Origin of the sequence: Streptomyces sp. 8N706 (genome assembly GCF_052245415.1) — a bacterium.
In the GTDB taxonomy this organism is placed as follows: Bacteria; Actinomycetota; Actinomycetes; order Streptomycetales; family Streptomycetaceae; genus Streptomyces.
Window position 1 is genome coordinate 1 of the sequence record NZ_JBQQBW010000201.1, and the last position, 5,355, is coordinate 5,355.

The following is a 5,355-nucleotide window of genomic DNA, read 5'->3' on the forward strand; positions in this document are numbered from 1 at the left end:
CCCCGGTGCCCGAGTTACTTCCGCGGAGGGCGTACGGCCCACCTGGACGGCCCGCCCGCGGCGCCGGGCCGGACGGTGCCGGACTACCGCTCGGTCGCCTTCATGTAGTCGGTCCAGATCCCGACCGGATAGGCGCTGCCCGGCGAGGACCCGGAAGCGCCGCCCACGCCGTCGAGCGGCAGCAGCTCCAGGGTCTTCGGCTGGAGCCGGAAGAGCGCGACCGCGGTGGACGTCCGGTCGGTGTAGCCCACGAACCAGGCCGAGGTGTTGTCCTGGGTGGTCCCCGTCTTGCCCGCCACCCCGCGGCCGACTCCCTTCGCCGCCTGGCCGGTGCCCTCCCGTACGGCCCCCTGGAGTGCATCGGTGACCTGCGCCGCCACCCCTGTGCCGAGGGCACGCCGGGCGCGCGGCCGGGGCATGCGGATCGTGTCCCCGTTGTGGGTGACCCGCACCACCGAGTACGGATCCGTGTGCATGCCGTCGGCGGCGAACGTCGCGTACGCACCGGCCATCCGGATCGCGCTGGGCGTGGAGTTGCCGAGCGAGAACGCCGGCACCTGCGCCCCGAAACTGCCGGCCAGCAGCCCCGAGTCGGTGGCGGTCCGGCGCACCCGGTCCAGTCCGACATCCATGCCGAGCTGGAGGAGCGGGGTGTTGACCGAGTGCACCATCGCCTCGCGCAGGCTGATGCTCCCCCAGGACCGGCCCCCGTCGTTGGCGCCCTTGACGATCTTCCCGCTTCTGTCCCAGTAGGGGCCCTCCGGAGTCCTCACCGACACCTTGTCGTCGCCGTTGTACGGGGTCTCCGGGGTGACGGGGATACGGCTCTCGCCGCGTTCCAGCTGGACGCCGTCGCGCAGGGCCGCCGCGTAGACGAAGGGCGTGAACGATGTGCCCGCCGGCACGGTCACCGCGTTCGCGTCGTTGAAACCCTGGGCGAGATAGTCCGGGCCGCCGTGGACCGCGAGGATCCTGCCGTCGGGCGCGACGGAGGCCGCGCCCACGCGCACATGCTTGTCGGCGGAGCGCCGCTCCGGGTCGAGATCGTCCCGCACCTTCTTCACGGCCGTGGCGAGCGCGTCCACCCGCGGCTTCTCGAACGTCGTGTAGATCTGATAGCCACCCAGGTCGAACTCGGCGTCGGAGACATCGGTGTGCTTGCCGACGTAGGCCTTCGCCATCTCGATGAGATAGCCGCTCTGGCCGCTGGTGTCGGTGGCTCTCGGCCGCGCCCTCGGCTCGGGGAAGGTGGTGTACTTCGCCCGCTCCGCCGCGGAGAGCCTGCCGATGTCGACCATCCGGTCGAGGACCCAGCCCCACCGCTCCACCGCCCGCCGGTGGTTCCTCTCACTGACGGCCGGGTCGTACAGCGCCGCTCCCTTGAGGAGAGAGGCCAGGAAGGCGCCCTCGCTCGCGTTGAGTTCCGAGACCTCCTTGCCGTAGTACGCCTGGGCGGCGCGCTGAATACCGTAGGTGCCGCGGCCGAACCAGCTCGTGTTGAGATAGCCCTCGAGAATGGCCTTCTTGCTCATCCGGTTGTCCAGCTTGATGGCGATGAGCATTTCGTTGAGCTTGCGGGAGAAATTCTGGTCCTGATCGAGATAGACGTTCTTCACATACTGCTGGGTGATGGTCGAACCACCCTGCGTGTCGCCGCCCGTGCCCATTCTCAGCAGAGCGCGGGTGATGCCGGACGGGGACACCCCGTAGTCGGAGTAGAAGGTCTTGTTCTCGGCGGCCAGCACGGCCCACTGGACGTCCTGCGGGACCTTCTCCAGCGGCATTTCCTGTCTGCTGACCCAGCCGGTACGGGCCATCTTGGTGCCGTCGGCCCAGTAGTAGACGTTGTCCTGCTGAGTGGCGAAGGAGTTGAGGTTCTCCGGTATCTCCGCCCGCCAATAGGCATAGCCCGTCAGGAGACCCAGGCTCCCCGTGCCCGCGAGGAAGAGGACCACCAACTGCCGCCACGACGGCAGCCACCGGCGCATACCGTGCCTGCCCGAGCGCGGGTAGTCCCAACGCATACGACCGGTCAGTCGCGAGAGCAACGGAAGGGCCCGGCGACGTACGCCGCGGCACCAGGCGATGCCGGTCCCCATCACACGTACGGCGTGGGCGCGCGGCGTCGAAGGCGGCGTACTCCGCCGGTGCTTACTCATACGCGCCCGCCGTCACCAGCGCCGTCCCTGTCCAGACCTGCACGTTCCCCCCAAGAAAAAGCCGGACCCCGAACCGGACACGACAAAGAGGACACCCCGCGCCCCCCGTGGCGGTATCAGCCTATGCGCAGGTAAAAACGGCACAGCGCACGGCCCCTGGTCCGGACCGGCTGCCCGTGGGCCACACTGTTGGCAGCCGACGGACGACCGGGAGAAGCACGTGGCGAGCTATGAGAACGCGTACCGCAGCAGCCTGACCGACCCCGAGGGCTTCTGGCTGCGGGCAGCCGACGCGATCGAGTGGGAGCGGACGCCGGCGCGGGCGCTGGACAGCGAACGGGCACCCTTCCACCGCTGGTTCTCCGATGGGACGCTGAACACCTGTCACAACGCGCTCGACCGGCATGTCGCCGCGGGCAACGGCGACCGCACAGCCCTGATCCACGACTCGGCGTACACCGGCGAACAGCGCTCGTACACCTACACCGAACTGCTGGACCAGGTGGCCCGGTTCGCGGGTGTGCTGAGGGGACTGGGTGTCGGGGCCGGGGACCGGGTGGTGATCTATCTGCCGATGGTGCCGCAGGCAGTGGTCGCGATGCTCGCCTGCGCCCGGCTGGGCGCCGTGCACTCCGTCGTCTTCGGCGGCTTCGCCCCGAAGGAGCTGGCCGTACGGGTGGACGACGCCCGGCCCACGGTGGTGGTGACCGCCTCCTGCGGGATCGAGCCCGGCCGCATCGTGGAGTACAAGCCCATCGTCGACGAGGCGCTGCGCCTGGCCGGGCACCGGCCGGAAACGGTCGTCGTGCTGCAGCGCGAGCAGGCGCCCGCCGAACTCGCCGACGGGGAGCTCGACTGGGACGAGGCGATGGCCGGCGCGCGGCCCGCCGGATGCGTGGCCGTCGCCGCCACGGACCCGCTGTACGTGCTGTACACCTCGGGGACCACCGGCCGGCCCAAGGGTGTGGTGCGCGACAACGGTGGGCATGCCGTCGCCCTGGCCTGGTCGATGGCGAACATCTACGACATCGGCCCCGGTGACGTGTGGTGGACGGCCTCGGACGTCGGATGGGTCGTCGGCCACTCGTACATCGTCTACGCACCCCTGCTGGCGGGCGCCACCACCGTGCTCTACGAGGGCAAGCCCGTGGGCACGCCGGACGCCGGAGCGTTCTGGCGAGTGATCGCCGAACACCGTGTGAAGGCGTTGTTCACCGCCCCCACCGCACTGAGGGCGATCAAGAAGGTCGACCCGGACGCCGAGCATCTCGCGGCCTACGACCTGTCGCACTTCCGGACGCTCTTCCTGGCCGGCGAACGGCTCGACCCGGAGACCTACCACTGGGCCGCGGACACCCTCGGCGTGCCCGTCGTCGACCACTGGTGGCAGACGGAGACGGGCTGGCCCGTGGCCGCCAACCTCCGGGGGCTGGACCCGATGCCGGTGAAGCCGGGCTCGCCCACGGTGCCGGTGCCGGGCTACGACGTACGGGTCCTGGACGAGTCCGGTACCGAGGTACCGCCCGGCACGGAAGGCGCCATCTGCCTCAAGCTGCCGCTGCCGCCGGGCACGCTGTCCACGCTCTGGGAGGACGACGACCGGTACGTGCGGTCGTATCTGTCGCGTTACGAGGGCTACTACCTCACCGGGGACGGAGGGTACCGGGACGAGGACGGCTATCTGTTCGTCATGGGGCGCATGGACGATGTGATCAACGTGGCGGGGCACCGGTTGTCCACGGGCGCGATGGAAGCCGTCCTCGCCGCCCATCCCGCGGTCGCCGAGTGTGCTGTGATCGGCGTCCGGGACGCGCTCAAGGGGCAGGTGCCGCGGGGACTGGTGGTGCTCAAGGCCGGCGCCGACCGCGATCCCGACACGTTGCGCGCCGAACTGGTCGCAGCGGTACGGGACCAGATCGGTCCGGTGGCGGCGTTCAAGGACGTCGATGTGGTGGCCGGTCTGCCGAAGACCAGGTCGGGGAAGATCCTGCGCAAGTCCATGCGGTCCATCGCCGAGGGCCGCGAGGAACCGGTGCCCTCGACGATCGAGGACGCCTCGGTCCTCACCGCCCTGCGCCCCGTGCTCCGCCCCGGTCCGTAGGCCCTGTCCGGCATCTCCCGCCCGGCCCACGATGCCCGGGACGGCTCCCACCCGTACGGAGCTGGGGGAGCCGTGCGCAACCGCCTTGCGGCGGACGGCGCTATGCGTCAGGCAGCACCTCGGCCGTCGTCGTACGCCGGGCGGACCAGTGTGCGGGGCGGTCGAGCGTGCGGGGCAGCTTGGTCGTGGCATCGCCCTTGGCGGCGTTCAGCTGGGCCTGGGTGAGGAAGATGCTCCCGGTGAGGTCGGCGCCGCTGAGGTCGGCGTCCCGGAGGTCCGCCCCGATCAGATCGGCCGTGCGCAGATCGGCGCGCTGAAGGTCGGCCGCGATGAGGCAGGCTCCGCGAAGGGTGGCGCCCCGCAGATTCGCACCGGCGAGCCGGGCCCCGACGAGATCGGCTCCCCGGTGGTTCCTGGTGCGGCCCGGGACTGTGGCGCGTACCAGTTCGCCGACGCGCAGCAGCAGGGCATTGACGTCCTGACGCACGGCCGCCACATCCAGCTCCGCGAGCGCTTCGGCGCTGCCGTGGGTGAGCCGCTCGGTCTCCTTCAGCGCGCGGCGGAGATCGCGGTGGAGGGGACGGGCGGGCGGTAGTTCCAGCGCCTCGGTCAGATACCAGAGCAGTTCATGAAGGCCGCGCATGACGGGGAAGACCTCGAACATCTGCCGGGCGGTGTGGGGCTCCTGCCGCCAGTCCCGGCCGCCGAAGGTGGACTGGGAGACCTTCTGGCCCGCCCCGAAGCAGTCGAAGACGGTGCAGCCGGGGAAGCCCTGCTCGCGCAGGCGTGCGTGGATGCCGCAGCGGAAGTCCGCCCGCAGATTCGCACACGGCTGCCCGGCCTCCTTGCCGACCGCGAAATCAGCCGAGGCGGCGAAGGGCAGAGCGACACAGCAGAGCCCGAAACAGCGTGCGCAGTCGGCGCGCAGACCGGGACGGCCTTGGTCGGAGGAAGAGGCTACGGACGTCCGGGCCACGGTGCGTGATCTCCGGCCGCGAGGTGAGCACCGCCTTCCCGCTGTGCTCCGGGGATGAGCCCATGCTCTCCGATGCCGGCGGGAGGCGGAGCCGTGGGGGCGCGGGGGGGGGGGGGGTG

Annotated in this window: 3 protein-coding genes; 1 reads left to right on the forward strand and 2 read right to left on the reverse strand. The window is 70.7% G+C overall.

The genetic code is table 11. The annotated features are described in order from the left end of the window. Window positions 1-83: 83 nt before the first annotated feature. Window positions 84-2,024 carry a transglycosylase domain-containing protein gene (locus ACTWQE_RS33485; protein WP_443332861.1) on the reverse strand — a complete coding sequence of 647 codons (1,941 nt, stop codon included), beginning with the start codon at window positions 2,022-2,024 and terminating at the stop codon, window positions 84-86. 355 nt (window positions 2,025-2,379) lie between these two features. On the opposite strand from ACTWQE_RS33485, the gene ACTWQE_RS33490 reads away from it, so the two are divergent. After that, window positions 2,380-4,260, forward strand: a complete 1,881-nt coding sequence (locus tag ACTWQE_RS33490) for a propionyl-CoA synthetase (RefSeq protein ID WP_443332862.1) — start codon at window positions 2,380-2,382, stop codon at window positions 4,258-4,260. A 100-nt stretch (window positions 4,261-4,360) separates the two neighbouring features. On the opposite strand, the gene ACTWQE_RS33495 is transcribed toward ACTWQE_RS33490, so the two are convergent. Beyond that, complete coding sequence (locus tag ACTWQE_RS33495; RefSeq protein ID WP_443332863.1) at window positions 4,361-5,236, reverse strand: pentapeptide repeat-containing protein; 876 nt, start codon at window positions 5,234-5,236, stop codon at window positions 4,361-4,363. Window positions 5,237-5,355 lie beyond the last annotated feature (119 nt).